24 protein-coding genes and 2 pseudogenes are annotated in these 24,884 nt (G+C 68.5%); 14 read left to right on the forward strand and 12 right to left on the reverse strand.

Going from position 1 to position 24,884, the window contains the following annotated elements; genetic code table 11:
* Nucleotides 1–81: 81 nt before the first annotated feature.
* Both EES42_RS36125 and EES42_RS36130 read left to right on the forward strand, forming a co-directional pair.
* Nucleotides 82–1,155, forward strand: coding sequence for a zinc-dependent alcohol dehydrogenase family protein (locus EES42_RS36125; RefSeq protein WP_124722438.1), 1,074 nt, complete (start codon nucleotides 82–84; stop codon nucleotides 1,153–1,155).
* Nucleotides 1,152–3,554 (forward strand): glycoside hydrolase family 65 protein, encoded by a 2,403-nt coding sequence (locus EES42_RS36130; RefSeq protein WP_124722439.1) that lies wholly within the window; start codon nucleotides 1,152–1,154, stop codon nucleotides 3,552–3,554. The genes EES42_RS36125 and EES42_RS36130 overlap by 4 nt, the downstream gene beginning before the upstream one ends.
* Before the next feature lie 92 nt (nucleotides 3,555–3,646).
* Here EES42_RS36130 and EES42_RS36135 read toward each other — a convergent pair whose 3' ends face one another.
* Nucleotides 3,647–4,408 carry an HAD family hydrolase gene (locus EES42_RS36135; RefSeq protein ID WP_124722440.1) on the reverse strand — a complete coding sequence of 254 codons (762 nt, stop codon included), beginning with the start codon at nucleotides 4,406–4,408 and terminating at the stop codon, nucleotides 3,647–3,649.
* Nucleotides 4,409–4,575: 167 nt separating this feature from the next.
* On the opposite strand from EES42_RS36135, the gene EES42_RS36140 reads away from it, so the two are divergent.
* Both EES42_RS36140 and ppsA read left to right on the forward strand, forming a co-directional pair.
* A complete protein-coding gene (locus EES42_RS36140) occupies nucleotides 4,576–5,604 on the forward strand; it encodes a zinc-binding alcohol dehydrogenase family protein (protein WP_124722441.1) in 1,029 nt (342 codons plus the stop codon).
* Nucleotides 5,605–5,941: 337 nt separating this feature from the next.
* Nucleotides 5,942–8,365 (forward strand): phosphoenolpyruvate synthase, encoded by a 2,424-nt coding sequence (gene ppsA / locus EES42_RS36145; RefSeq protein WP_124722442.1) that lies wholly within the window; start codon nucleotides 5,942–5,944, stop codon nucleotides 8,363–8,365.
* Here ppsA and EES42_RS36150 read toward each other — a convergent pair whose 3' ends face one another.
* From EES42_RS36150 to EES42_RS36170, 5 genes are all read right to left on the reverse strand, one after another.
* Nucleotides 8,366–9,241: a universal stress protein gene (locus EES42_RS36150; RefSeq protein ID WP_124722443.1), complete on the reverse strand. Its 876-nt coding sequence runs from the start codon at nucleotides 9,239–9,241 to the stop codon at nucleotides 8,366–8,368.
* 64 nt (nucleotides 9,242–9,305) lie between these two features.
* Nucleotides 9,306–9,938, reverse strand: coding sequence for a CBS domain-containing protein (locus EES42_RS36155; RefSeq protein WP_124722444.1), 633 nt, complete (start codon nucleotides 9,936–9,938; stop codon nucleotides 9,306–9,308).
* Between the two features lie 13 nt (nucleotides 9,939–9,951).
* Nucleotides 9,952–10,554: a CBS domain-containing protein gene (locus EES42_RS36160; RefSeq protein ID WP_124722445.1), complete on the reverse strand. Its 603-nt coding sequence runs from the start codon at nucleotides 10,552–10,554 to the stop codon at nucleotides 9,952–9,954.
* A 118-nt stretch (nucleotides 10,555–10,672) separates the two neighbouring features.
* Entirely contained in the window at nucleotides 10,673–11,338 is a 666-nt protein-coding gene (locus EES42_RS36165) for a CBS domain-containing protein (protein ID WP_346775439.1), read from the reverse strand.
* 89 nt (nucleotides 11,339–11,427) lie between these two features.
* Nucleotides 11,428–12,108, reverse strand: a complete 681-nt coding sequence (locus tag EES42_RS36170) for a CBS domain-containing protein (protein ID WP_124722446.1) — start codon at nucleotides 12,106–12,108, stop codon at nucleotides 11,428–11,430.
* Between the two features lie 279 nt (nucleotides 12,109–12,387).
* On the opposite strand from EES42_RS36170, the gene EES42_RS36175 reads away from it, so the two are divergent.
* Nucleotides 12,388–13,290, forward strand: coding sequence for a universal stress protein (locus tag EES42_RS36175; RefSeq protein WP_124722447.1), 903 nt, complete (start codon nucleotides 12,388–12,390; stop codon nucleotides 13,288–13,290).
* Nucleotides 13,287–14,147: a universal stress protein gene (locus EES42_RS36180; RefSeq protein WP_124722448.1), complete on the forward strand. Its 861-nt coding sequence runs from the start codon at nucleotides 13,287–13,289 to the stop codon at nucleotides 14,145–14,147. The genes EES42_RS36175 and EES42_RS36180 overlap by 4 nt, the downstream gene beginning before the upstream one ends.
* 172 nt (nucleotides 14,148–14,319) lie before the next feature.
* Here the strand turns inward: EES42_RS36180 and EES42_RS36185 are convergent, their stop codons facing one another.
* Together EES42_RS36185 and EES42_RS36190 are read right to left on the reverse strand one after the other, a co-directional pair.
* Nucleotides 14,320–14,943: a CBS domain-containing protein gene (locus EES42_RS36185; RefSeq protein ID WP_124722449.1), complete on the reverse strand. Its 624-nt coding sequence runs from the start codon at nucleotides 14,941–14,943 to the stop codon at nucleotides 14,320–14,322.
* 47 nt (nucleotides 14,944–14,990) lie between these two features.
* Complete coding sequence (locus EES42_RS36190; RefSeq protein ID WP_124722450.1) at nucleotides 14,991–15,452, reverse strand: cyclic nucleotide-binding domain-containing protein; 462 nt, start codon at nucleotides 15,450–15,452, stop codon at nucleotides 14,991–14,993.
* A gap of 431 nt (nucleotides 15,453–15,883) precedes the next feature.
* Here EES42_RS36190 and EES42_RS36195 point away from each other — a divergent pair, with 431 nt between their 5' ends.
* Nucleotides 15,884–16,756, forward strand: a complete 873-nt coding sequence (locus EES42_RS36195; protein WP_124722623.1) for a universal stress protein — start codon at nucleotides 15,884–15,886, stop codon at nucleotides 16,754–16,756.
* Here EES42_RS36195 and ppk2 read toward each other — a convergent pair whose 3' ends face one another.
* Nucleotides 16,757–17,596, reverse strand: coding sequence for a polyphosphate kinase 2 (ppk2, locus tag EES42_RS36200; RefSeq protein ID WP_124722451.1), 840 nt, complete (start codon nucleotides 17,594–17,596; stop codon nucleotides 16,757–16,759).
* A gap of 285 nt (nucleotides 17,597–17,881) precedes the next feature.
* Here ppk2 and EES42_RS46765 point away from each other — a divergent pair, with 285 nt between their 5' ends.
* The 3 genes and pseudogenes from EES42_RS46765 to EES42_RS46775 all read left to right on the forward strand — a co-directional run bounded on the left by EES42_RS46765 (nucleotide 17,882) and on the right by EES42_RS46775 (nucleotide 19,321).
* Nucleotides 17,882–18,277 carry an NAD(P)H-dependent oxidoreductase subunit E gene (locus tag EES42_RS46765; RefSeq protein ID WP_323180974.1) on the forward strand — a complete coding sequence of 132 codons (396 nt, stop codon included), beginning with the start codon at nucleotides 17,882–17,884 and terminating at the stop codon, nucleotides 18,275–18,277.
* Between the two features lie 106 nt (nucleotides 18,278–18,383).
* A pseudogene (locus EES42_RS46770) lies at nucleotides 18,384–18,791 on the forward strand (protein disulfide oxidoreductase); the annotation flags it as partial.
* Nucleotides 18,792–18,904: 113 nt separating this feature from the next.
* The gene (locus tag EES42_RS46775; RefSeq protein WP_241196848.1) at nucleotides 18,905–19,321 is read left to right on the forward strand and encodes a hypothetical protein; all 417 of its coding nucleotides are present in this window, start codon (nucleotides 18,905–18,907) and stop codon (nucleotides 19,319–19,321) included.
* A gap of 105 nt (nucleotides 19,322–19,426) precedes the next feature.
* On the opposite strand, the pseudogene EES42_RS36210 reads toward EES42_RS46775, so the two are convergent.
* Nucleotides 19,427–19,606, reverse strand: a pseudogene (locus EES42_RS36210) (DUF1918 domain-containing protein); the annotation flags it as partial.
* 219 nt (nucleotides 19,607–19,825) lie between these two features.
* Between EES42_RS36210 and EES42_RS36215 the strand changes: the two are divergent.
* The 4 genes from EES42_RS36215 (at nucleotide 19,826) to EES42_RS36225 (ending at nucleotide 22,567) form a co-directional block, all read left to right on the forward strand.
* Complete coding sequence (locus EES42_RS36215; RefSeq protein WP_124722452.1) at nucleotides 19,826–20,500, forward strand: CBS domain-containing protein; 675 nt, start codon at nucleotides 19,826–19,828, stop codon at nucleotides 20,498–20,500.
* 684 nt (nucleotides 20,501–21,184) lie between these two features.
* A complete protein-coding gene (locus EES42_RS36220) occupies nucleotides 21,185–21,499 on the forward strand; it encodes an SHOCT domain-containing protein (RefSeq protein ID WP_323180951.1) in 315 nt (104 codons plus the stop codon).
* 252 nt (nucleotides 21,500–21,751) lie between these two features.
* A complete protein-coding gene (locus EES42_RS47410) occupies nucleotides 21,752–21,874 on the forward strand; it encodes a hypothetical protein (RefSeq protein ID WP_266487816.1) in 123 nt (40 codons plus the stop codon).
* Between the two features lie 273 nt (nucleotides 21,875–22,147).
* Complete coding sequence (locus EES42_RS36225) at nucleotides 22,148–22,567, forward strand: CBS domain-containing protein (RefSeq protein WP_124722453.1); 420 nt, start codon at nucleotides 22,148–22,150, stop codon at nucleotides 22,565–22,567.
* 479 nt (nucleotides 22,568–23,046) lie between these two features.
* On the opposite strand, the gene EES42_RS36230 is transcribed toward EES42_RS36225, so the two are convergent.
* Nucleotides 23,047–23,919, reverse strand: coding sequence for a universal stress protein (locus tag EES42_RS36230; protein WP_124722454.1), 873 nt, complete (start codon nucleotides 23,917–23,919; stop codon nucleotides 23,047–23,049).
* A gap of 446 nt (nucleotides 23,920–24,365) precedes the next feature.
* Nucleotides 24,366–24,569 carry a helicase associated domain-containing protein gene (locus EES42_RS36235; protein ID WP_124722455.1) on the reverse strand — a complete coding sequence of 68 codons (204 nt, stop codon included), beginning with the start codon at nucleotides 24,567–24,569 and terminating at the stop codon, nucleotides 24,366–24,368.
* Nucleotides 24,570–24,884 lie beyond the last annotated feature (315 nt).

Below are 24,884 nucleotides of genomic sequence, written 5' to 3' on the forward strand. Positions count from 1 at the left end.
ACCGGCCTATGTGGAGCGGGCCCGCGCCGGGCCAGCCTGGGGGAGAACCTCACCGGGGGACACAGGAAGAGGGGCGGCGTCGTGAAGGCACTCGTATTCCAGGGCCCGGGGCAGATCGCGTGGCAGGACGTTCCGGATCCGGTGGTCAGGGACGCCGCCGACGCGGTGATCCGCGTCGATGTCGTCACCATCTGCGGGACCGACCTGCACATCATCAAGGGCGACGTGCCCGAGGTGGCCCCCGGCCGGGTGCTGGGGCACGAAGCCGTCGGCACAGTGGTCGAGGCCGGGACCGACGTCCGTACGGTCCGGCCCGGTGACCGGGTCCTGATCTCGTGCATATCCGCGTGCGGCCGGTGCCGCTTCTGCCGTGAGGGCCACTACGGGCAGTGCCGCGGTGGGGGCGGCTGGGTGCTCGGCCACACCATCGACGGCACCCAGGCCGAATACGTACGGGTGCCCTTCGCCGATCTGTCCGTGCACCCGCTGCCGGCTTCGGTCGGCAGCCATGACGGTGTGCTGCTCGCCGACATCTTCCCGACCGCCTATGAGGTCGGGGTGCTGAACGGCGGCGTACGGCCCGGCGACACCGTCGTCGTGGTCGGTGCGGGCCCTATCGGGCTCGCCGCCATCGTCGGCGCCGGCCTCTACAGCCCGCGAAGAATCATCGCGGTCGACCTCGCCGAATCCCGGCTGGCCGCCGCGCGTTCGCTGGGCGCGGATGCGACGGCGGGCGCGGCCGAGGAACCCGGACAACTGGTCGACGACCTCACCGAGGGGCTCGGCGCCGACGTCGCCATTGAAGCCGTCGGCGTCCCCGAGGCTTTCGAGATGTGCACCCGCATGGTCCGGCCCGGAGGCCGCGTCGCGAACATCGGCGTCCACGGCAGGCCGGCGACGCTCCACCTCGAAGACCTGTGGAGCAAGGACATCACCATCACCACGGGGCTGGTAGACACGTACTCCACGCGCATGCTGCTGGGCATGCTGGCCGCCGGCCGGCTGCCGTCGTCATCACTGATCACCCACCGCTTCGAGCTCGGGCAGATGGAAGAGGCATATGACGTGTTCTCCCGTGCCGCGGACACAGGTGCGCTCAAGGTGACACTGGGAGGACCGCAGCACAACGAGATCATCGCCCCGGCTCAGCCATGAGCACAGCGTCCACCTGGGACTTCAACGGCTACGACCCCAAGGCGGAGCGGACGATCGAAGCCCTGTGCACGCTCGGCAACGGCCGATTCGCCACCAGGGGCGCCGCGCCCGAATCGCCCGCCGACGCGGTCCACTATCCCGGCACCTACGCTGCCGGCTGCTACGACCGGCTCTTCTCGGAGGTCGCGGGAGAACGGGTCGGCAACGAGGACATGGTCAACCTGCCCGACTGGACGCGCCTGCGCTACCGCTGCCTGCCGGACGACGGACCGGCGGGGGACTGGCTCACCACCGATGACCCGAGTCTGCGGCATCACAAGGTCTCGCTCGATCTGCGAGGCGGCGTTCTCACCCGGCGTCTGTTCTTCCAGGACGGCCACGGCCGCCGGCTGGGCGTCACCCACACCAGACTCGTTCACATGGGCGACCCGTATCTCGCCGCTCAGAGAACCACCTTCCACGGGTACGGCTGGAGCGGGGCGGTGGAGGTCGAGTCCGTCATCGACGGTGACGTCACCAACAGCGGCGTCGAGCGATACCGGGGGCTGGACGGACGTCATCTCACAGGCCACCGAGCCGGAGCCGAAGCGGACGGCGTGGCCTGGCTGTCCTGCCGGACCCGTTCGTCCGGGATCCGGATCGCCGTCGCCGTGCGAACGTCGTCGCGGCCCCTCGTAGCGGTGGGATCGAGCTGCACCGGGACCGGGACGGTCCAGAGAATCAGGCTGCCGGTCTCCCGGGGGCGTTGCGCCACCGTGGTGAAGTGTGTCGCCTTGTACACCTCGCTGGACCGCCCCGCGGGCGACCCGCTGCCGCTCGCTGTCGAGGACGCGTCGCACACGGCGCCGTTCGATGCGCTGCTGGCCTCACACCGTGCGGCCTGGGAACGCCTTTGGAGCCAGGGCGAATTGAAGGCACCCGGTGAAGCGGGCCGCATCCTTCGCCTCCACCTCTTCCATGTCCTCCAGACACTGTCCCCGCACACGGCCGAGTTGGACGTCGGAGTGCCCGCCAGGGGACTGCACGGCGAGGCGTACCGGGGACATGTCTTCTGGGACGAGTTGTTCGTACTGCCCTGCCTCACGCTGCACTTCCCGGAAGTGGCACGGGGCCTTCTCATGTACCGCCACCGTCGCCTGCCCGCAGCCCGTGACGCGGCCCGCCGGGCCGGCCTGCGAGGAGCGATGTTCCCCTGGCAGAGCGGCAGTTCGGGTGTCGAGGAGACGCAGACGCTGCATCTCAACCCCCGATCCGGCCGTTGGCTTCCCGACCACTCGCACTTGCAGCGCCATGTCGGATCGGCCATCGCCTGGAACGTGTGGCGGTACGGTCAGAGCACCGGCGACACCGGATTCGCCCAAGGACCGGGGGCGGAGCTGCTGCTCGACATAGCCGGCTACTGGGGCGCCGCGGCCACCTACGATGCCGATCGCGAGCGCTACCGCATCCGCGGTGTGGTCGGCCCGGACGAGTACCACGACGCCTACCCCGAGGCCGCCGCTCCCGGGATCGACGACAACGCGTACACCAACGTGACCGCGGCCTGGGTAATCGCACGCGCACTTGAGGTGTTCGGCGAGCTCCCAGAGGCCCGTCGACGGGAGCTGGCCGAGCGGCTCGGCCTGGACGACACGACGCTGAGCCGCTGGGAGGACGTCTCCCGTCGGCTGTACGTGCCGTTCCACGGCGGTGTGATCAGCCAGTTCGAGGGCTACGGCGAGCTGGCCGAACTGGACTGGGACGCCTACCGCTCCCGTTACTGCGACATCCGTCGGCTCGACCGGATCCTGGAGTCCGAGGGGGACACGGTCAATCGCTATCAGGCGTCCAAGCAGGCCGACGCACTCATGCTCGGCTATCTCTTCCGCCCGGCCGAGCTGCGGGCCGTGTTCGACCGTCTCGGATACCGGCTCGATGACGAAACGTGGCGCGCGACGGTCGGCTGCTACCTGGCTCGCACCAGTCACGGTTCGACTCTCAGCAGCCTGGTGCACGGCTGGGTACTCGCGCGGGAGAGAGGCCCGGACGCCTGGCGGTACTGCGAGGAAGCCCTGCTCAGCGATGTGGCGGATGTCCAGGGCGGCACCACCGGCGAAGGCATCCACCTCGGTGCGATGGCCGGCACCCTCGACCTCGTCGAACGGGGCGTCGCAGGTCTGGAGGCAGGCCCGGACGGGCTCCGTATCGATCCCATTCCACTCAGAGAGGTGCCGCGTTGCACGTTCACGTTCTGTTACCGCGGGCACCGAGGCATCCGTGTCCGGCTCCTGCCGGGCCGACTGGGGATCCGTGCGCCCCGCTCGCAGCTGGCTTCCCCGCTGACCGTGTGCCTGCCCGGCGAACGGTTGGTGACCGTGGCTGCGGGGGAACAGCACTGGTTCCGCCTGCCCGTGCGCTGACTCCTCGCGGATCCAGCGCGCTCTGCTGGGAGAGAGACCGGATCGCTCGACCGGTCATCGGCCCTCGCGCGACCAGGTACGGACCGCGGATATCAGTCCGTCCCGGGGGTCAACAGCTCGCCCGGGTCGGTCACGACCACATCTGCGCCGTGGCGGCGCAGTGCGGACCTATTGCTTCCCCCGGCCGTACGGTCCACTCCCACCACCAGACCGAATCCGCCCCGCCGGCCGGCCTCGACACCGGCCAGTGCGTCCTCCAACACCGCCGCGTCCCGAGCCGGAACCCCCAGCCGTCGGGCCGCCTCAAGGAAGAGCGCCGGGTCCGGTTTGCCCGGAAGCCCCAGCCGGCGCGCTTCGTTGCCGTCCACCACACTCCGGAAGAGGGGGATCACGCCTGCCGCGGTCATCAGCTCGGTCGCGTGGCGCGACGCCGAAACAGCGGCACAGGACACCCGCTCACGCCCCAGTGTGTGCAGCAGCCGGACGGTGCCGGGCCAGGCCGCGACACCGTGCGCACGCACGCTCGCGGTGAACAGTTCCTCTTTGCGGGCCGCGACGGCCCACACCGTGGCGGTGCCCGGCGCGTCGTCGGGATCGCCGAGCGGCAGATCCAGCCCCCGGGAGGCCAGGAACCCGGCGGCCCCGTCCAGCCGTGAGCGGCCGTCGACATGGCGGAGATAGTCGCTCACCGGATCGAACGGGCGCTGCCCGCCCGCAGCCGACAGACAGGCGTCGAAGGCACCCTGCCAGGCCGCGGCGTGGACCCGTGCGGAATCGATGATCACGCCGTCGGTGTCGAAGACCACGGCCCGCAGTGAGCGCAGGCAATCTGCCAGGGACGGTGTGCCGCTCATGACGGATCCCTTCGTCAGGGAGCCCTCTCCATGGCATCACGTCTACCGGTCACGGGCGCGCCGACCGCAAGAGCGAGCCTTCGTCACCTGCCCGAAGGGCGTCCGCTCCTCCGTCCGTTGCGCGGTGAGCGTTTGCCGGACCTGCCGGCCGGCGCGACGCTGGGAGCATGGTGCACGAGCCGGCTTCGCGAACGCTGACCGGATGGGCCGTAGGAAGCCCTGGCCCGATCGGGGACGGCCCGCTGGTGCGTGTGCGACGAGCGGTCCCCTCGCCGGAGCCGGGTGAACTGTTGCTGAGCGTGGAGGCGTGCGGTGTGTGCCGCACCGACCTGCACCTTGCCGAGGGCGACCTGCGCCCGCACCGCGCGTCGACCGTTCCCGGCCATGAGATCGTCGGCCGGGTGGCAGCCGTCGGCGAGACGGTCACGGGCTTTCAGGTCGGTGACCGGGTCGGTGGAGCGTGGCTGCGCGGCACCTGCGGCCACTGCCGCTACTGCCGGGCCGGTCGCGAGAACCTCTGCCCGGCCTCCCTCTACACCGGCTGGGACGCGGACGGCGGTTTCGCCGACATGGCCCTCGTACCGGCCGACTACGCCTACCGGCTCCCGGAGGACCAGGACGCCGCGCTGCTGGCGCCGCTGCTGTGCGCCGGGATCATCGGGTACCGCGCCCTGCGCCGCAGCGCCCTGCCGCCCGGCGGCCGGCTCGGGATCTACGGCTTCGGGGCCTCGGCCCATCTGGCGGCGCAGGTCGCCCTGGCCGAAGGGGCGACCGTGCATGTGCTGACCCGTTCGGCCCGTGCCCGTCAACTCGCCGCCGAGCTGGGTGCCTCCTCGGTGGGCGGCGCCTACGACCGCCCGCCCGAACCACTGGATTCGGCGATCCTGTTCGCACCGGTCGGTGATCTGGTCCCCGTGGCCCTGGAGGCGCTGGACCGCTCAGGAACGCTCGCCGTCGCTGGCATCCATCTCACCGACATCCCCGTGCTCAATTACCGGCGCCACCTCTTCGAGGAACGGAACCTGCGCAGCGTCACCTCCAACACCCGGCAGGACGGCCGCGACTTCCTGGACACGGCCGCACGGATCGGCATTCGGGTCACCGTCAGCCCGTATCCGCTGAGCCGCGCCGACCAGGCTCTGAGGGATCTGGCCGCCGACCGGGTCAGCGGCGCCGCCGTCCTCGTCCTGGGATGAGCCTCCTTTCGGCCGGGCAGCCACCGCGGCCCGCAACGGCAGCCGGTTCCGGCCCGGCCGAGGCCATGGGCCGATCGGTCCCGCTTCGGCACGGCCCACTGGCCCAGCTCCTGGCCCCCTCGGCACTGCGGCGATGCCCCCCTGGGGAGCGACCGTGGATGTCGGACACCCAGCCCTGTACTCCGCCTCCCGAAAAGGTGACGACGATGCAACGCATCCGGATCAGGATCCGGCCGAGGCGGTACCACAGTCATGCGCAGCAGGATCTGCGTACTCCCTCGGGTCGGCCCATGCCCTACTGAAGCCCACAGTCACCGCACTCACGGCGGAGGACATCATGGCAACCACTCGGCGCGTCGCACCGTTCGCGGAATTCGGCCGGCAGGACGTCGGCCTTGTCGGCGGCAAGAACGCCTCACTGGGGGAAATGACCGCGCACCTGGCAGCTGCCGGTGTGCGGGTGCCCCCGGGCTTCGCTGTGACGGCTGACGCATACGGGGAACTGCTCGACGGCCACGGGCTGCGTGCGCGGATCGAGGAACAGATCGCACGGCTGTACGACGGGGCCGCGCTGGACGAGGTGGGGGCGGGGATCCGGTCGATGATCATGGCCGAGCCGCTTCCGGCCGGACTGCGGACCGAGATCGTCTCCGCATACGAGCAGCTCGCACGCGACCAGGGACGAGAGGATCCCGAGGTCGCCGTGCGAAGCAGCGCCACCGCCGAGGACCTGCCCCAGGCGAGCTTCGCCGGCCAGCAGGAGACCTACCTGAACGTACGAGGGCCCGCCGAGCTGTTGTTGTCCTGCCACCGCTGCTACGCCTCGCTGTTCACCGACCGCGCGATCGACTACCGGGAACGGATGGGCTTCGACCACCTCGCGGTGGCTCTCTCCGTCGGCGTCCAGGTCATGGTCCGCTCCGACCTCGCGGGCGCCGGAGTCATCTTCACCCTCGACCCCGAGAGTGGGTTCCCCGAGGTCATCGTGGTCAGCGCGGCGTGGGGCCTGGGCGAGACCGTCGTCAGTGGCCAGGTCGACCCCGACGAGTACACGGTCTTCAAACCGAGCCTCAAGGACCCGGTACTGGATCCCGTGATCGACATACGGATCGGAGCGAAGCGGAAGAAGGCAGTCTACGGAGAACACGGACGGACCCGGAGTGTCGATACGACCGGCGAGGAGCGCTCGCGATGTGTTCTGACGAACACGGAGGTCCGGCAACTGGCCGAATGGTCGATGACCGTCGAAGCACACTACGGGTGTCCCATGGACCTGGAATGGGCCAAGGACGGCCTGACCGGGGAACTGTCGATCGTGCAGGCCCGCCCCGAGACCGTACAGTCCCGCCGCCGCACGACGACACTGCGCCGGTGCCGCCTGACCGACATTCCGCAGAAGAGCCTCGTCGAGGGCATAGCGGTCGGCGAGGCCATCGGCTCGGGCCCGGTCGTCGTCCTCGACTCGCCTGTGGATCTCGACCGCTTCCCGACCGATGGTGTGCTCGTCACGGGCATCACCGACCCCGACTGGGAACCCGTCATGAAGCAGGCATCCGCCATCGTCACCGACCATGGAGGACGGACCTCGCACGCCGCCATCGTCAGCCGTGAACTCGGTGTCCCGGCCGTAGTCGGCACCGGACAGGCAACCAAGGTGCTGCGCAACGGCCAGAACGCTACCGTCTCGTGCGCCGAGGGAGCCCGTGGCCGGGTCTACGCAGGGCTGTTGGCCTACGAGGAGCGCGAGACCGATCTCACCGACCTCCCCGCCACCCGGACCCGCGTGATGCTCAACCTCGCCGACCCGTCGGCCGCCTTCCGATGGTGGCGCCTGCCCGCCGACGGTGTCGGGCTCGCGCGCCTGGAGTTCATCGTCGCCCACCAGGTCAAGGCTCACCCCATGGCACTGCTGCATCCCGAGCGACTGGACCGGCGCGACCGCTGCGCCATCGAACAGCTCACCGAGGGCCACCTCGACCGCGGCCAGTACTTCATCGACCGGCTGGCCCACGGAGTGGCGCGTATCGCCGCATCCCGCTGGCCCGATCCGGTCGTCGTACGGACCAGCGACTTCAAAACCAATGAGTACGCGCGGCTGCTGGGCGGACAGGCATTCGAACCGGTCGAGGCGAATCCGATGATCGGCTGGCGTGGGGCGAGCCGCTACTACAGCGACGGCTACCGCGAAGGCTTCGCCCTGGAATGCCGGGCGCTGCGCCGGGTTCGCGACGAGATGGGGCTGACGAACGTCATCGTCATGATTCCCTTCTGCCGCACCCTCGAAGAGGCCGACCGGGTTCTGGACGTTATGGCGGAGCAGGGACTGCGCCGGGGCGAGCACGGCCTCAAGGTCTACGTCATGGCGGAGATCCCCTCCAACATCATCCTGGCCGAGGAATTCGCCCGGCGTTTCGACGGATTCTCCATCGGGAGCAACGACCTGACGCAGCTCACCCTGGGCGTCGACCGCGACTCCGAGACCCTCGCCCATGTCTTCGACGAGACCGACCCCGCAGTCACGCAGAGCATTCGGCTGCTCGTGCTGCGCGCCCATTCCGCCGATCGTGCGGTGGGTCTCTGCGGCCAGCGCCCCAGCGACGACCCTGCTTTCACCGAATTCCTGGTGAGGACCGGCATCGATTCGATCTCGGTCGCACCGGACAGCTTCGCCTCGGTCAAGCAGCATGTGGTGGCTGCCGAACGGGAGCCGCGAGCGGACGAACCGGTCGGCTCCGTCCAAGGATCCGGCAGGACGGCATAGTCATTCGTGAGCGATGACGGCGACGGGCGCGGTGGAGTGATGGAGGATCGCGTGAGCGACCGGGCCGATGTGCGTGCCGACCGAGGACCGGCGGATGCGACGGCCGACGACCATCAGACCCGCCTCGGAACCTGCTTCCAGGAGTTGTTCGGCGCAAGGTCCGACCGTCACCTGCGCGTCGAGGTCGACGCCCGGGTACATGTCCCGCCAAGGACGCAGTATGTCGTCCAGGCCGGTTCGCTTGATCTGAGCGATCCGGGCATTGACTTCAGGGTTGTACGCGGCCCCGGACCCGGCCAGGGGCGGCAGCATCCAGCTGTGCAGTGCATGGAGTGTGCAACCCCGCCGTGATGCCTCGTCGAACGCGAAGGAGAGCAGGGCGTCGCACGGCCGACCGGTGTCGACGCCCACGACCACGCCGCGGTCCAGGTGCCGCCCCTGGACGTGCGGCAGCGCGTCCTCGCTCGCGCGTACCAGGACGACGGGCTGCTCCACGGAGTGGACGACGGCCATGCCGACGGAACCGAGGACAAATCCTCTGAGTGTGCCCAGTCCTCGGGATCCGAGCACCAGCATGCTCGCGCCCGCTGTGGCATGGGCGAGTGAGGCGGCTGGTTGTCCGTCGAACGATTCGGCGCTGATATCCAGTTGGGGGTGCTTGTCCAGCAGTTCGTCGGAAGCTTCACGAAGGAGGGTCCGAGCCGCTTGGCGGCGCTCTTCGGAACCGGCCGCGGCAACGATGAGGGGCGGATCCCATATTTCGGCGTGGACGAGATGGAGGGGCACACGGCGAAGGAGTGCTTCGCGCGCGGCCCAGTGAGCCGCCGCGACACTCTCTGCGGATCCGTCGAGGCCGACGACAATACGCCGGTTCATGATGGCCCTCCTCGGGCAGGGGCTGCTTCGGGTCGGTGACGAACTCGCGTACGCGTCGGCGTTGTCAGGCCTTCCTCGGCTGCTTTCGGGTGCCCATGCGTACATCGTCGGACAGGTTGTCCTGCTCGTGGTCGAGCCGGTTGATCACGTCCACGACTCCGTCGACGCTCCGGCACAGACGCAGGACGACGGGGACGAGACTGCGCCGGTTCAGAATGCCGCTGAGGGTCACGACACCATCGGTGACCTCGACGGTCAGCGACGAGGGGCTGAGCCGCAGCGTGTGCGTCAGGACATCTTCGAGGATCTCCTCCTGGATGGCGTGGTCCCTGCGCAGGAAGAGTTGCAGGAGGTCGCTGCGGCTCAGGACCCCGATCAGCCGGCCTTCGCTGTCGATGACCGGGAGTCTCTTGACCTTGTGCTTCTCCATGACACGGGCGGCGCGGACAGCGCTCCACCCGGGAGCCGCGGTGATCGCCGGGTGACTCATGAGATCGACGGCGGTGTTCCCGGTGCCGTGCCGACGGATCAGATCGGCCTCGGAAACGACGCCCACGGGGCATCCGTACTCGTCCACGACAGGCACGGCGGTGATGCCGAACTCGTCGAGGAGCCGGGCGATCTCCTTGAACGTGGTGCCGCGCTGGACGCTGACGGCCGTGGGCGTCATGAGGTCGGAGACGCTGCGATGCCTCATCGTCGCCCTCCAGTCATGCGGGAACTTCGGACTCGAACCGGGCCGAGACGTCCACGACTCCCGGCACCGTGCGCGCGACACGCACCAGCACGTCACCGAGTGACGGGTCGGGAACGGTGCCACTCAGACGGACGATGCCGTCGGACACATGGACGTACACGTTCGCGGAGCCCGCTGGGATCAGCTGAGTCATGATCAGCTCGCGCAGTTCCTGGGCGATGTCCTCGTCCGGACGGAGGTAGATCTTGAGGAGATCACCCCGGCTGACCACGCCCACGAGGCGTCCGTCGTCGTCGACGACCGGCAGTCGCTTGAGGTGACCGCGGGCCATCAGCCGGGCGGCCCCCGCGATCCCCGCGCTCCGGGACACCGTCACGGCGGGGACGGTCATCAGCTCACCGGCGGTGACGGCGCGGGACTCGTCCGCGCCCTGTGCCTTGAGCAGAAGGTCCGCCTCGGAGACCACGCCGACGACTCGTCCCTCTTCGGACACGACGGGCAGCGCACTGATCCGCCATTGCCGCATGGCCTCCACGATGTCCTTGAACGCCGCTCCGCGGTTGACCGTGACGACGGCGTGCGTCATCACGTCGTCGACGGTACGCAGATGCTTCATGGTTCCTCCAGGAATATGGGCCCCCGTATTTCCGAGCGTCGGCATCGTCGACGTCCGGCGGTAGGACCATCCGGGGGCCGCCGGGGACTGCTCGGCCCTGTTGCCCCGGCGTGAACGCTCAGGGGTTGTCGGCGTCATGCGCAGATTCGTGATCCGGCTGCAGGTCGTCCACGGCGTACGCGAGGGACTGGTCGACACTGACGACACCGTCGACGGAGAGGCACAGGAGTTCGATGATCGGAATGGTTGAGCGTTCCTCCACCATGCCGCTCAGGGTGACGACTCCTTCCTGAACGGTGACTGTCACGCCGCCCGGAGTGAGCCGGAGAGTTCGGCCCAGTAGCTCGTCAACGATTTCTTCGCGGATGGCGTCATCGCGGCGGAGCATGGGGCGCAGCAGATCCGAACGGCTGACGATGCCCACGAGCGTGCCGGTGTCATCGATCACCGGAAGGCGTTTGACGCCCCGCTCGTTCAGGAAGCGCGCCGTCTCGACGATGCCCCACGAGGGCCGGGCCGTGAGTACGGGAGTGGACATGAGGTCGGCGGCGGTACGGGCGTCCATGGTGCGGTGGTCGACGGCCGCCGTCCCGCGCAGTTGGTCACGGCCTTCTGCTTCCGGCAGACCCGCTTGTCTGCGCAGCAGGTCGGCTTCCGAGACGATGCCGATGGGGTGGTGATGGGCGTCCACGACGGGCAGGGCCGAGACATCGTTGTAGGCAAGGCTCCAGGCAACCGTCTTGAGCGATGCTTCGGGGCTGGCCGTGGCCACGTCCCGGGTCATGACTTCGGCAACAGTGCGATGCATCATGGTCCGATTTCCCTTTCGTGCAGGGGTTTGCCGCGGCGGGCGGCGATGGCAGCGGCGCGGCCTCACCACTCGGCGGACGGGCCATGTGTGACCTCCTGGAGGGGGGCGGGTACGGGGCCGTCCACGGGTGCGGTCACGTGACTCACGACCGCGACCACCCCGTCGAGCTGCTCGGCAAGGTAGGCCAGGATCGCGATCTGGCTCCGGTTCTCCAGCCTGCCTTCCAAGGTGACAACACCTTCCACGACATGGACGGTGACCGCGTCGGACCCGATTCCCATGGCGCTCACCAGCACGTCCTCGATGATGCGTCGTCGTATCTCCGAGTCAGGTCGAAGGAAAAGACTGAGCAGGTCCCGGCGCGTGACGATGCCGACAAGCCTGTCCTCGTCGTCCACGACCGGAAGCCGCTCCACGCCGCTGCGCGTCATCAGCCGGGCGGCCTCCGGCGCGCTCTCCTCCGCGTGGACGGTCACCGCCGGCGTCGACATGATCTCGGCAGCGGTGAATTCCGCTCCGGACGGAACGGCGGCCGTGGCACCGGCACCAGGATGACCCGCCGCCTGCCGGCTCAGCAGATCGCTCTCGGAGACGACACCGACGACCCGGTCCTCGTCGTCGAGCACAGGCAGTCCACTGATGTCGTGCTGGGCGAGCAGCTTCGCCACCTCCTTGAAGGAAGTGAGCGGGACGACCGAGACGACATCGTCGGTCATCAGGTCTCCCACTTTGATGTGCTTCATGGCGGCACCCCCTGCCGTCTCACAGCGATTCACCCGGACGTGATGCCGGAGGTTGTTCAGAAACCACGATGCTTCGGGCCGCACGGGTACAGGAGGGCCGAACGGGGCGTGACCGGGACCGGTCGGACCCGGCCCCGGGCGCCGTGGCATCTGGGGCCCGCAGGATTCTCCCGACAGGGTCCATCGGCCCCGGGGCGGCCCTGAGCGGCCCTCTCCCCGCAGGGGCGAGCGGTGCCAGTGTGGGAGCCGACCCTTCAGCGGCCTCGGTGAGGAGCGACCATGAGAGGCATCACCGGCAGCCCGGAACTGGGATCCGTAACCGTCGGCGTCGACGGCTCCGAGCCGGCCCGCCGTGCGGCGCTGTGGGCAGCGGCTGAGGCCGCGCGTCGAGGTAGCACGTTGCGTATCGTCCACGCGACCGACACCGACAGCCGGGTTCTTTATCTCTCGGTAGAGAACATCGAGCGCGTTCGCAGAGCGGGCCACGAACTGCTGCGGGAAACCGCCGCGGCCATCACGGAACTGCATTCCGATCTGCACGTCACCACGGAGTTCAGCGGCGGCGCGGCTGTCCCCAGCCTGCGCCGGACCGCCGGCCCGCGCGGCACTGTCGTGGTGGGCAACCGCGGTCTGGGCGGGTTCAAGAATCTCCTGCTCGGATCCGTCGGCCTGAAGGTCGCAGCCGAGGCCACGACGCCCGTGGTCATAGTCAGGGGTACTGACGAAGGGACGGAGAGAGGCGTGGTGCTTGCCGCGGTCCGTGACGAGCACGATGCCGAATGCGCTCGGTATGCGGCGTGCGAAGCCGAGATCCACAAGGCTTCGCTGCGGCTGCTGCATGTGTGGAGCATTCTCGGATCCGCTGGACTTGCCGTGACCATGCTCGACGATGTCGAAGAGATCGTCGGTGAACACGTCCACCATCTGATCGCCGTGACGGACCGGATTCGCGACGAATTCCCGGACCTGAACGTTCAGGCGGAAGCCGAGAAGAGCCTGAATGTGGCCGGGGTCCTGGTGGAGGCATCGCGCCATGCGGATCTGCTGGTGATGGGTGGGCGACGGACACCCGGATACATCGGCCCCACCCTCGGCCGGGCGACGCACAGCCTTCTGCACCACGCGCACTGTCCTGTGCAGCTCATTCCTCGGCACGGTTCCGGACAGGGGAGCGATTCATGATGGACACCGACGCACGCCGCGAGCTCGTCGTAGGTATCGATCCCGCCAGGAATCGGCACCTGGCATTGGCCTGGGCGGCCGACGAGGCACATCGACGCAGGCTGGACCTGCGGCTCGTCGTAGCCGTACCTCCGGGGCGCGAATGGCGTGAGGGCGATGACCGGCCACGCAGGAAAGCCATGCTGGAAGCCGGGGCGGACGCTCTCCGGGAGGGGGCAGGATGGGTCCGGGCGCGCCACCTGCAAATGCAGCCTGTCACCGAGCTGCTCGACGGCTTCCCGGCCACCGTGATGGGCGGGCTGTCCGCGCGGGCCCGCATGGTCGTGCTTGGATCCCGCCATCTGAGCCGTACGGCGGAGTACTTCAGCGCAGGCTCCCTCGTCGTCCCCGTCACGGCCCAGGCGCGTTGTCCCGTGGTGGTTGTGGGCGACGCAGAGCACATCACCCAGCAGCCGGCCTACCTGGTGGTGGGAATCGACGGCAGTGAGTCCTCGAAAGCAGCGCTGGGGCTGGCGTTCGAGGAGGCCGACCTCCGAGCGGCAGCGCTCCGTGCCATTTCGGTCTGGCAGCCGCCCGTATTCATGCTCCACGACGAGAAGGACGCCGTCCAGGCGCAGCGACGCATGCTCTCCGAGACCACGGCGGGCTGGTCAGCGCGGTACCCGGGGGTGCATGTGACCCACGAGGTACCGACCGGACATCCGGTGGAAGAGCTTGCAGGGGCGGCAGAGCACGCCCTGGCCGTTGTCGTGGGCCGCCGTGGGCGTGGTGGCTACGAGGGCATGCGGCTCGGCTCCGTTGTCCATGGTCTGTTGCACCGGGCGCACTGCCCAGTGATCACGGTTCCGCTCGTGTAAACCCACGTCGTGACGAACGCTCCGGCCGGGCAGAGGGAATCCGGACAGGAACCCCGCGTCGGCCGGACCGGAGCCGGCGCGAGGCGTTTCGTCGTTCAGTGAATGCTGCGACGGTGCGGCCGTGTGATCTCATTGATGACCGTTTCCCCGAAACCGGCTCGCCCCGGAAGTTTCAGGCAAGTTCCATGCGTACGTCCACGACGCCTTCGACCGCGCGAATGGCACGGGCCAGTAGCGGCACCAGCGAACGGTCCCGGAGAGGCCCCCGAACGGTGACGACACCGTCCAGCACAGTGAACTCCACCTCCTCCGGGGGAGAGAGTCCGGCGACGACAGCGGACCGGATCTCCTCGTCGATCTCCTCGTCCGGGCGCAGGAACACCTTCAGGAGGTCGCTGCGGCTCACGACGCCCTCCAGCATGCCGAGATCGTTCACGACGGGCAGTCGTTTCACGCGCTTGCGCGCCATGATCCGGGCGGCCTCGGCGAGCGTGGCGTCGGGGTGGACGGTGATGGCCGGACTCGACATCAGATCCCCGGCCAGTACGGCGTCGGCCTTGGACGCTTCCTCCAGTTGGGCGGGCAGCTTCGGGTCGTCCTGCCGGAACTCCTCTTTCGGCAGCAGGTCCGCCTCGGAGACGACCCCGACGACGCGGCCCTCGCCTTCGAGGACCGGCACGGCGCTGACTTTCCAGTGGTGCATCAGCTCCACGATCTCCTTGTACGAGGCTTCGCGGCCGATGGCCACGGCCGTGAGGGTCATGACGTCGCTGACGGTGTACGGGGATGCGGCCACGGGATGCTCCTCGGACATGATTCCTGGGTGGTGGCGCGACGGCGTACTCACACGAATCCGCCGCTTCCGTGCGGGGCGTATAGATCGAGCAGACGGATCCGAGTGGCCTGCAACCGGTGGGCGAGGACCTGACCGACCCAATGGCCGATGGCCGAACCGAAGGCGGGGTCCGCGTCCATCATCATGCGTACGGCCGTCGCGTCGAACTCATGGGTGCGGACAGGCGTCATCGCCTCTGCTCCGAGGTGCCAGATGTGGGGCTCGAACAGCCAGGCCCAGCCGACCAGTTCGCCGGATCCGAGACTGTCGATCACCACCGGTGCACTGCCCGGCACACGGATGTCCAGCGTGACGGTGCCCGAACGCAGGATCCAGAAGCGGTCCGCGTGGTCTCCTTCCTGGAAGAGACGGACCCCCTGGGCGAAATTGACCTCCTGCCCGACCCCCATCAGGCGGGCACGGTACCGGGCGGGCAGGGCCGCGGTGATGCGAGTCGGAGAACCGCTCATCGGTGGCCTCCTCTGTAGTTCCCGGTGTCAGCATCGCCGGACAGACGGTGCGCGGACATGGGCCATCCGGCCCCTGCCGCAGGCCTGTCCGGACCTCTGTGGGCCCCGCGACTCCGGAGCACTTGGCCGCCCTGTCCGCCGGGGCGCTCCTCGCGCCCGATCGCAACGACCGGGCCAGGCCGCCGCCCGGTCCCTCCACTATCGCCTCCGGCGCCTCGCGGGCCAACCGGACGCCGGGGCGGCGACGAGCACATCCGGCTCCCGTCGTGCCGCTGCCGAAAAGCACGTCGTGCACGTGGTCCAGCCGGACCACGAACAGGGTCGGACGTTCCCTGGCCTGGCCGAACCGGCTCTCACCTCCGACCTGCGCCGGTGCGACCGTGAGAACAGGCGTTCTCCCTTCAGCAGGCGAGCGGAAGGCGGTGGGGATGATGACGTTGCCCCTGGTCTCGGGTGTGGACGGATCGGAGAGCAGCCTGAGGGCGGTCGACTGGGCCGCCGACGAGGCGGCCCTTCACGGGCTGCCGCTGCGGCTGGTGTACGCGTTCGGGTGGGAGCAGTACGAGGGCGCCGCTCTCGCGCTCAGCCTGGGCCGACCCCCCGAGCGGGCGCTCGCCGACTGCATTGTCGACACTGCCGCTGAGCGGGTCCGGCGCCGACATCCGGGCGTCGACATCTCTGCCGAGGCGACGCCCGAGGACGCGGTGATCGCCCTACTGCACGAGGGCCACAACGCCGAGGCGCTGATCACCGGGGATCGAGGCCGTGGCGGGTTCACCGGCCTTCTGCTCGGCTCGGTCGGTCTGGCCGTGGCCGCGCGGGCCCCGTGTCCCGTCATCGTCGTACGCGGTGACAAGGCAGGCATCGAAGGCGGGCACGGGCGGATCCTTCTGGGCGTAGGGGAACCGGAGAGTGGATCGGCGGCGGTTCGGTTTGCTTTCCGTGAGGCCGGGGCGAGGGGCTGCGAACTGGATGCCGTACGGGCTTGGCGCTGTCCCTCGCACAACCGTGCCGACCCCCGGCGTACTGCCAGTGAGCACCTGTACCACAAGGAACGTGCGGCGACCCTGATCGACGAGGCGATGGCCGCGTCCGTACAGGATCACCCGACGGTCCGGCTGCACTCGGCGGCGGTGGAGGGACCGGCCGCAAAGGTACTGGTTCGGCGCTCGGCCGCGGCGGACCTGATCGTCGTCGGAGCGCATCGCTGCCGAGGCCACTTCGGACTCCAACTCGGCCGGGTTGCCCATACCCTGCTCCACCACGCCGACTGTCCGGTGGCCGTCGTACCTCTCGCGCCCTGATCAGATGCCCCTCCCGCCTCGCTTCCCGAGCCTTGAGGCGTGGTCGGGGACGTATGTCTGAAGGTCTCTCGGAGGTCGCTGGTACCCGGTGGACGGAGGCCGCGGGGGCAGTTCGATCACCGGTGGATCGACCGTCTTGTACGGCACGGTGGACAGGAGATGAGCGATCATGTTCAGCCGGGCCCGGCGCTTGTCGTCGCTCTCGACGACGTACCACGGAGCCTCCGAGATGTCGGTGTGGACGAACATCTCGTCCTTCGCCCGCGAATAGGCCTCCCAGCGGGTGATCGACTCCAGATCCATCGGCGAGAGCTTCCACCGGCGGGTGGGATCCTGCAGCCTGCGCCGGAACCTCTCCTCCTGCACCGCGTCACTGACCGAGAACCAGTACTTTCGCAGCAGAATGCCGTCCTCCACCAGCATGCGCTCGAAGATCGGGCACTGGCGAAGGAACCGCTGGTGTTCCTCCATGGTGCAAAACCCCATGACGCGTTCGACGCCGGCGCGGTTGTACCAGCTCCGGTCGAGCAGGACCACTTCCCCCGGGGCCGGAAGGTGCTCGACATAGCGCTGGAAATACCACTGGCCGCGCTCGCGCTCGGTGGGCCGCGGCAGCGCGACGATCCGTGCCACCCGGGGATTGAGGTGTTCGGTGACGCGCTTGATCGTGCTGCCCTTGCCCGCTGCGTCACGTCCCTCGAACACCACGACGAGCCGTGCGCCTTCGGCGCGTACCCACCCCTGGAGCTTCACGAGCTCGGTCTGGAGCCGGTAGAGCTCCCGCTCGTACAGCGAGCGCGGCAGCTTCCCGGGCTCGCCCGAACTCTTCTCGTCAGACATGGCACGACGTTCAGACATGGCACGACGTTATGGAAGAGACCGTGTTCCGTCCACACATGGATCGCCCTGTTGCTGTTGTTGCTCGCATGCGTAAGCGCTCATGCCGGAATTGCAGCCACGGCCGGCCGCCTCCACGATGAGGGCATGGATCCTGTCGGTTCGGCAGACCGCTTCGACGCGCTTCGGGCGCTGGCAGGCTGACACGGTCGGCCGGGTGCCCGGCTGATCCGGTCGCTGGCGGAGGCCAGAACGGGAACGGTGGACAGCCCCGAGGCGTGGGCTCCGGTGGTCGCCGCTCGTGCCGGCTTGCCCGCCGCAGCCGGGCTCGGACCGGCCCGCTACTACGCGGACCTCGTGACCGCGCACGGTCGCCGTCACGTCCGGCTCTGCTCCGCGACCGCGTGTTTCGCTGCCCAGGCCGGCCGGCATCTCGCCGATGCGGAGCACTCACTGGGCGTCGTGGCAGGAACCGCCTCGCCAGGCGGAGAGACATCACTCCAGACCGTGCGCTGTCTGGGGTACTGCTACGCAGGTCCCGCAGCGCTCGACGGCGACACCCCCTGCACGGGCCCGACGCTGGCCGGTCAACTCGCGAGGAGTGAGCCGCCGCTGGCGCCGCGGATCCCGGTGGCCGACGACACGGGCGACCCCGTACTGCTCGCCAGGCGTGCTGGCCGGTGAGCCCGCGTGGCAGACCTGGCCGCAGGCTGTGACGACAGGCACTCCCGACCAGGTCCAGCGGGAAGTGGCGGCATCTGGGTTGCGAGGGCGTGGCGGAGCCGGCTTCATGGTCGCCACGAAGTGGGAGACGGCCGGCCGGGCGCCCGGCACCGTGGTGGTGGCCAATGGGGATGAGGGAGACCCTGGCTCGTACGCCGACCGGCTGTTGATGGAGGAGGATCCGGAGCGGGTGCTGGAGGGCCTGGCTCTGGCCTGTTTCGCGTGTGGGGCCCGCCAGGGGCTGGTGCTGGTGCGTTCCGAGTATCCGTGCGCGCTGATGAGAATGCGGGAAGCCGTCGCGCGGGCGTACGCCGACGGACACTTCGGCCCGTCCGTCCACGGCACGGGCACGGCCTTTGACATCGAGGTGGTGGAGGGAGCCGGGTCGTACGTCGCGGGTGAGGAGACCGCCCTGATCGCGAGTTTGGAGGGGGACCGGGGGTGCGCCCGACCGCGCCCGCCGTACCCGACCCAGCGCGGGCTGTGGGATGCGCCGACCGTGGTCAACAACGTCGAGACCTTGGCGGCCGTCTCCTGGATCGTATCCCGGGGCGGTAGGCCCGTACCGACTTCGAGGCCGTGCAAGCCGTGGCCGCAGCCATGGGCGTGGACCTGGGGTGCCCGACCCCTGCCGCCACCCTGGACGAGTGCGGGCGGGTCGCACCCGTGTTCGCCGGGCTGTCCCACGAACGGTTGGACCGCGAGGGCGCCGTCCCTTGGCCCTGTCCGCACTCCGACCGTCCGGGCAGGGCCAAGCTGTACGGCGAGCGGTTCGCCACTGCGGACGGCCGGGCGCATCTCGCGGCGGTCCCTTACCTCCCGCCCGGTGAGTTGCCCGATCCCGACCATCCACTCGTCCTGGTGACCGGGCGGCGGTGGGCGCACTACAACTCCGGAAGCGTGACGCGGCGCAGCGGCAACCTCCAACTTACGCCCGACCATGCCGACACCGACACATCCTGTCCCGAGTACAAGGTCACGGCAGTACGTGTGGCCGCGCTGTGACGGCGAGCGGCCGACGGGCACCGGACGCACTGCGTTCGACGCGTGTCGGGTATCGGCATTCAGACGTCGGCCCAGCTAGTGGGTTCTTTGTGTCCCGTCCCCGGAATGACGCACGTGGGCGTCGGGCCCGGGAAACACGAGCGTCTCCCGGTCGGAGTCGGACCAGTGCACGTCATAAGGAGGGGTTCCATCCGCATGGTGGATTCCGACGATCTCGCCCTCGCGTCTGTTGGTTCCGGTGGCCGGACTTTCGACGACAAGGCGATCGCCGAGGTGAGCTCGCATGATCGTCACCGTTCTTCATCGTGTCGCTGTACTCAAACTGCCACGCACGGCGTGCCGCCGCACGAGGAGGAAAGCACAATGCCGTGGGGCCGAGTGGGACGTTCCTTGGGGTCCACCGGCCCCGAAGGCGAGCCCGGTCGGCACGACCGTGGGCGTCTGGTTCCTGATCCGCTCGGCACATGACCACTTCCGACCAGCGCTTCCTGAAAGGCGAGTCACATGCATCACCGAACTGTTGCAGAGCTCATGACCCGAGACGTTGTTCGGGCGCGGCGTGACCTGCCGTTCAAGGAGATCGTCAAACTGTTGGCGGAGAACGATGTCACCGCGATGCCCGTGGTGGACGAATTGGACCGGCCCATGGGTGTCGTGTCCGAGGCCGACCTGCTGCGCAAGTCCGCCGACCTGACCGACCCGACCGGCCGGACACCGATTCCGCATCTGGAGGCGTGGGAGCGGGCCAAGGCCGAGGGGGCCAGGGCCGAGGAACTGATGTCGGCTCCCGCGGTGTGCGCGCGTCCGGAGTGGACCGTGGTCGAGGCTGCCCGCCTCATGGAAGTGCAGGACGTGAAACGGCTGCCCGTCGTGGACGAGACGGACAAGCTACTGGGCATCGTCAGCCGCAGAGACCTGCTACGGGTCTTCCTGCGCCACGATGATGCCATCCGAGAGGAAATCAACCGTGATGTGTTGCAGCAGACCATGGGCCTCGCTCCCTCGGCGGTGACGGTCGAGGTCCGGCAGGGGGAGGTGACGCTCAGAGGATCCGTCGAGTTCAAGAGCCTGATTCCCATCATCGAACGGTTGTGCAGGAGCGTCGACGGTGTGGTGTCCGTCGCCGAACACCTGGCCTACCGGACCAGCGACGTACCGAGTACGCCCACCAGCACGTGAGATTCCGCGCGGCTGTTGTCCGACCACAAGGCCGGCGGCCGTGCTCCCGTATGCCTTTTCCGAGACCCCTGCTCAGCCCTTCAATGCCCTGCCGTCGTCCCTCACGCCCTGGGCTGTGACACAGGGGGCGGCAGCAGTGTGGAAGGGCGGCTCCCACACCGTCGTCGTTCCGGCCTTTTGCGAGACGGAGGCAGCCCTCATGGAGCCAGCAGTCATCGCCGGTCTCGACGGGGCCACCTGAGGGCCTGACCGCTGTCCGTTGGGCCGCCGACGAAGCTGTGGGCACAAACTCACGCCGCGCCTGGTGCACGCGCCGCCTTTGTTGGTGCCGGGAGCGACTGGAATTCCCGCCGAGATGGATCAGAACTACTGGGCGAGGCCGACCGTGCACATCACCTGGGCCTACCCATCGTCGGAAGCCTGGTCGCCGACGATGCCGAGCAGGTGCCTCTGCGAGTGGCACCGGAGTCCGTGAGATCGTTCTCGGCTCGCGGGGGCTGGTGCCCGTCGAGGGCTGTCTTCTAGGCGATACCAGCGCGTCCGTTGTGGCACGCCCCGAGGCACGCGAGGCTCAAGGACCTGAGCGGATTTCGTCAGCGATCGTCCGCGTACGGATCGTACGGGCCGTTCAGTCCTCTGACAGGGCCATGTTTCCCTTCCGCGTCGGCGCCACGTGGTGTCACTGTGGAACTGTCGACGGCGGTCGTCCCAGAGAAGGTGATCGGCATGATGTGGTACGACGGCGGCTGGGGCTGGAGTGGATGGTTTTTCATGACCGTGGTCATGGTTGTGTTCTGGTCGCTGTTGATTGTCGGGATCGTTGCCCTCACCCATTACCTCACCAATACCCACCGCGGTCGTCAGTCCGACCCGACCTCCGGTGACGCAGCATGGGGAAGCCGACGAGCCGAAGACCTGCTCGCAGAACGGTTCGCGCGCGGGGAGATCGACGAGGACGAGTACAAACGCCGCCTCACGCTACTGCGTGAACAGCGGTGAGCAGCGCCGCCGCACACCGCGACCGGCACCCTTAGGGGAAGCTGCTGCGGTGCGGGACCGCGTACAAAGTATGTAGAGAGGTGGGCACCAGCGGCCAAGAACAGGTCATGCAAGCATGCTGCGCTGCACCTACCGGCGATGGCCCGAGAGCTCCGGAGTATCACCCGCACGTGAGAACGGGCGTCCCACGAAGATCTCCGCGAGACCACCGACGACATCCAGGCCGCCTACCAGGCGCTTCGCGGATCCGGCGTGCGCAGCCTGCCCGTCCTGGACGAGCACTGGTGTGTCGTCGGCCCCTTGACCACCGACGACTTGTTCCTCGACGTCTTCAACCACGGCTGCAGTCGTATGTGGCCGACCCGGACCCAGTGACAGGAGAGGGACCGGGACCGAGCAGTCGACGTCGGCGCCATAGACCCCCGGAGAACACGGAGGGAAACGCTATCTGCTACCGGGGTCTCATCCCGAACGCGGTCAGCCCAGTTGCGATGCCGCGTGGGCCAGGCTCGGCGGCGCGGGGACTCTGGAAGCCAGCATGCGTACGGGGTGCGAAGAACCCACACTGGCTTCAGGGAGGAAAGATTCGGGGCGTGCCCGGACCTGTGGGTTCTGCCGCGTTGATCCTCAGGATCGAAGGAGACGGTCATGACCATTGCACGGGAGATCATGCACGCCGATGCAACCTGCATCCAGGAGAACGAGACGCTGGAGGTTGCGGCGCGCCGGATGAGCGAGCTGGACGTCGGAGCGCTCCCGGTCTGCGGGCCGGACGACAGGCTCCATGGCATCGTTACCGACCGCGACATCGTTGTGAAGTGTCTTGCCAAGGGCAAAGACCCGAAGACCATGACCGCGGGCATGCTCGAGCAGGGTAAACCGATCACCATTGACGCTGGGGCCAACACGGATGACGTTTTGCGGGCCATGGAGGAGCACAAGATCCGGCGGCTGCCGGTCATTGAGAACCATCGCCTGGTCGGCATGATCAGCGAGGCGGACCTCGCACGTCGCCTACCGGAGGAGCAGGTGGGCCACTTCGTCGAGGCCATCTGCGCCGCGAAGTGACCATCGGGGGTGAGGTCCTGATGCTGCCCCAGCGACGAGCCTCGACTCTGGAAGCCGAGCCCAGTTCCGCTGAGGACGTGCTCGGCCCCGCTCAAATCAAGGCCCTCGATGATCACGGACGAGAGCGAGAGCTGCGTGGTCGTGCCGATTGGAACGGGCATGGTAGGGCGTTTGGTGATGACCGAGATCCGTTCCTGGTGGCTCACAGTGTGACGGCCTGTCCACTCCCGTCGATCCCGTACCGCTCCGGCCGTTGACGCAAGGGCTGGAGCGGGCGCGGCGACGGGAGAAGCCGTGGTGGGTGCAGACAACAGCGGCGATCGGCCAGGCCCGCCGACGATTGGGGTCGGAGCCGTTGACGGTGCTGTCCGCGTGTGTGTCGGCCGGTCACGAGCGCCAAAACAACGATGTCGTCCGCATCGGGGCCCCCGGCCACCGACGCGTCTGCCAGCTTGAGCCGGCTGCCATGGTTACGCACCTCAGCGATGAGGGACGACGGCGACAGGGCAGCGCGCGTGATGAATGGCAGCTTGGGCGACTGGGCCCAGGTGCGGTAGGGCGGGGCGATGCTTGCGTCGGCCGACTACCAGCAGCCCGGCTCCATGGGCGGCCCGTACGACAGCCTTGGCGGGGCTTTCGAGAGCGATGCTGTCGCTCACCTCCACGAGCGGGAACTTGTCACGCCAGGGGAGGAGGATCTGGTGGACGCGCTGCCGTGTGTCCCGAGTGATTTCTTCCGTAACGTCGTGATCCACGCCCCAGGGCGCGTATGCGACCAGTGGCAGGCTTTGGCCGTGGACCGCGCGAAGGGCCACGCCTCGCGCCGCGGCGATGCCGAAGGCGAATTCGAGGAGGTCGTCGCAGGGGCCGTGCAATTTCAGTGCCACCACGACGCCGCCTTCCGCTACTGGGGCGGGTTGTGGCCTTTGTTCGCTCACTTCGGCGCGTACCAGGACCACCGGCACGTCGGCCCGTGCCACGACGGACATGCTGATGTCTCCGAGGAAATAGCTCTCGACGGGCACCAGGCCGCGCGAACCGAGCACGATCATCACGGACTCCGATGCCGCTCGCAGCAGCGCGTCTTGGGCGTCGTCGGCAACCAGGCTGCCGACAATGGCAAGGCCCGGGTGGCGCGCCTGGAGCTCCGCCCGCGCCTTGTGCACGATCCGCCTCGCCCAGTAGTTCTGATCCATCTCTGCAGGAACGCGGGTCGGCTCCGGCACCAGCAGAGGCCACGCGTGCAGCAGACGCAGCGTGAGCTTGCGCCGCTCGGCTTCGTCGGCGGCCCACCGGGCAGCGGCAAGGCTCTCGGGTGAGCCGTCGAGGCCTACGGTGACGACTGTCTCCATGGCAACTGCCTCCGTCCCGTAGGGCTCGTAAGAGGTGGAATGACAGCAAGCGAGTCCGCATGCCCCGCCCGCTGCGCCCCGGTGCCCTTATCTGTATCCAGCCAGACGAGGGTGAGAGGCAATCGATAGTATGAACATCCGCACCGACGCGCCTATAGCGACTACTCCTCATTTCGAGAAGTACCGCATATCTCCTGGTGTCGCATGCGGACCCTGATGTGGCGGGACTCATAGGGGCACAGAATTCGCACATGAAGGAGAGCGGTGGTCATTCCTCAGGTGGTCGGGCATCGACGGGTTGCGGGGCGCTCCCTGAAAGGGCGGAACGGGCTACTGGCAAGGCGGCTCGACACGAGAGCCATTCCGTCTCGCGGGCATGCTCCGGGCTCGGTCAGCCTTGCCGTGGGCCCGTGCAGAATGCTCCGTGCGGCGCGCGGTGAGGCAGGTTACCCGGCCCTGTTGGCGTGGCGCTGCTCGGCGATCCACTGCCCGAGCGGATACCCGCCGCCGACCGTGCGCCAGTCCTCCGGCGTGATGACCGTGTAGGGCACTCGCAGCGCACCGTTCCCGGTCTCCCGCAGCCACCCCGTGGCCGCCCCGATCCCGCGCGGCCTGTGGGCGCACTCCGGGTCGATGACCCGCAGCCGCACGGACCGGCGCGGGGTGCCGTGCCTCGCTGAACCGCAGTACCTCGGCCGCCGCGCTCAGCGCCCCGTCCCGCGGACGCGGGGTCGGCCAGTGCCGCGATGATGTCCGTGTCGTGCGCCCGCAGGACCCAGAGGGCTTTCGCGAGGGTCTTGTAGGCGTCCGACGTCACCATTTCATCCGGCCGTTCGTCCGGCCCGAGGGATACCGGCACGATCAGCGTTGCGAGTTTCCCCCGCCCGGGACGTGTACGCAGCGCGCACCTGACCATTTGTGCGATATCGACCATCGACCCGCCTACGTCCGCGAGAAGAACCACG

The sequence above is a fragment of the Streptomyces sp. ADI95-17 genome, from assembly GCF_003846175.1.
Taxonomy (GTDB): domain Bacteria; phylum Actinomycetota; class Actinomycetes; order Streptomycetales; family Streptomycetaceae; genus Streptomyces; species Streptomyces sanglieri.